This is a genomic window from Bacillaceae bacterium S4-13-56 (genome assembly GCA_040191315.1).
Taxonomy (GTDB): Bacteria; Bacillota; Bacilli; order Bacillales; family JAWJLM01; genus JAWJLM01.
The window spans coordinates 1-910 of sequence record JAWJLM010000177.1 but is presented as its reverse complement, the minus strand read 5'-3'; the positions used below and the strand labels follow the sequence as shown (position 1 = coordinate 910).

Sequence of the window (910 nt, the reverse complement as noted above, 5' to 3'; positions counted from 1 at the left end):
GTAGTTGCTTTCTATCCTGCTATTTGAAACATTGCTAATACTCATTTTCTCATTAGGTTATTGGAGAAGTAAGCAAAAAATTAAGGAAAAAGAGAATGAAGTCAGAGCTTTGAAAAGTAAAGACACTACTATCAATCCGCAAAAAGCATCAACAAACTTCAATTATAACCGGAGAAAATATCATCGTGTAAAAGTGAATCATATAGAATGTTCAATTTCATTTGTTGATTTTGGAACAAATAAATTGCTGGCCCTAGTAAATAAGACCGTTTTGGGGCATATTGACGATGTTAGTCTGGGTGGTATTAAGCTAACGGCTCAAATTGATCTACCGGTCCAATACCTTATCATTTCAGATTTGTCTTTTACGTTAAAAAATCAGCAATTTAACTTGAAAGGTGAGTTTGTACGAAAGGAAACAAAAAAGGAGAGTCATTATTTCATATACGGTATAAAATTCTTGGATATGAAAAAGAGTGATGAAAATAAATTAGCCTCCATTATAAATGAGATTGAGCTTTCCAAGAGAGACATCGGTTAACTAGTTGAGTAGTTCCCAACTTTATTTTTCTTAACAAAACGGTTCTTTTGTAAAGGTGGATGAATTATGTATAAAAAGTCGGACCAACATTTACAATTAAGAATTGAGAAAAAAAGAAATGAAATGATCAGAACAGCAAAGGCAAAAGGAATTAGACATAAAAGTACTTTAAAATGCAGTCAAGAGTTAGACTATCTTCTAAATAAGCTAAAAAAAGAGCATGCACTTAAATCTTGAGCAATCATTGGCCCATTATTATTTTGTATTAAGTCAATGAAATTGTTGATGGTTGTGTGTTTGTAGGGACGGTTCTTTTGGAGAATAATCGGAAGTTTTTAAGAAAAGCGCAAGCGCCCTCGATCATCGACG

The 910-nt window shown here is 32.7% G+C and carries 2 protein-coding genes; both read left to right on the top strand.

Annotated elements, in window-relative coordinates:
* Positions 1 to 109: 109 nt before the first annotated feature.
* Positions 110 to 541, top strand: coding sequence for a PilZ domain-containing protein (locus tag RZN25_18520; GenBank protein ID MEQ6378781.1), 432 nt, complete (start codon positions 110 to 112; stop codon positions 539 to 541).
* A gap of 66 nt (positions 542 to 607) precedes the next feature.
* Complete coding sequence (locus RZN25_18515; protein ID MEQ6378780.1) at positions 608 to 778, top strand: aspartyl-phosphate phosphatase Spo0E family protein; 171 nt, start codon at positions 608 to 610, stop codon at positions 776 to 778.
* Positions 779 to 910: the final 132 nt, after the last annotated feature.

Excerpts from the sequence above, each read along its gene's own strand:
- RZN25_18515 (MEQ6378780.1), top strand. The coding sequence starts at position 608 with ATGTATAAAAAGTCGGACCAACATTTACAATTAAGAATTGAGAAAAAA.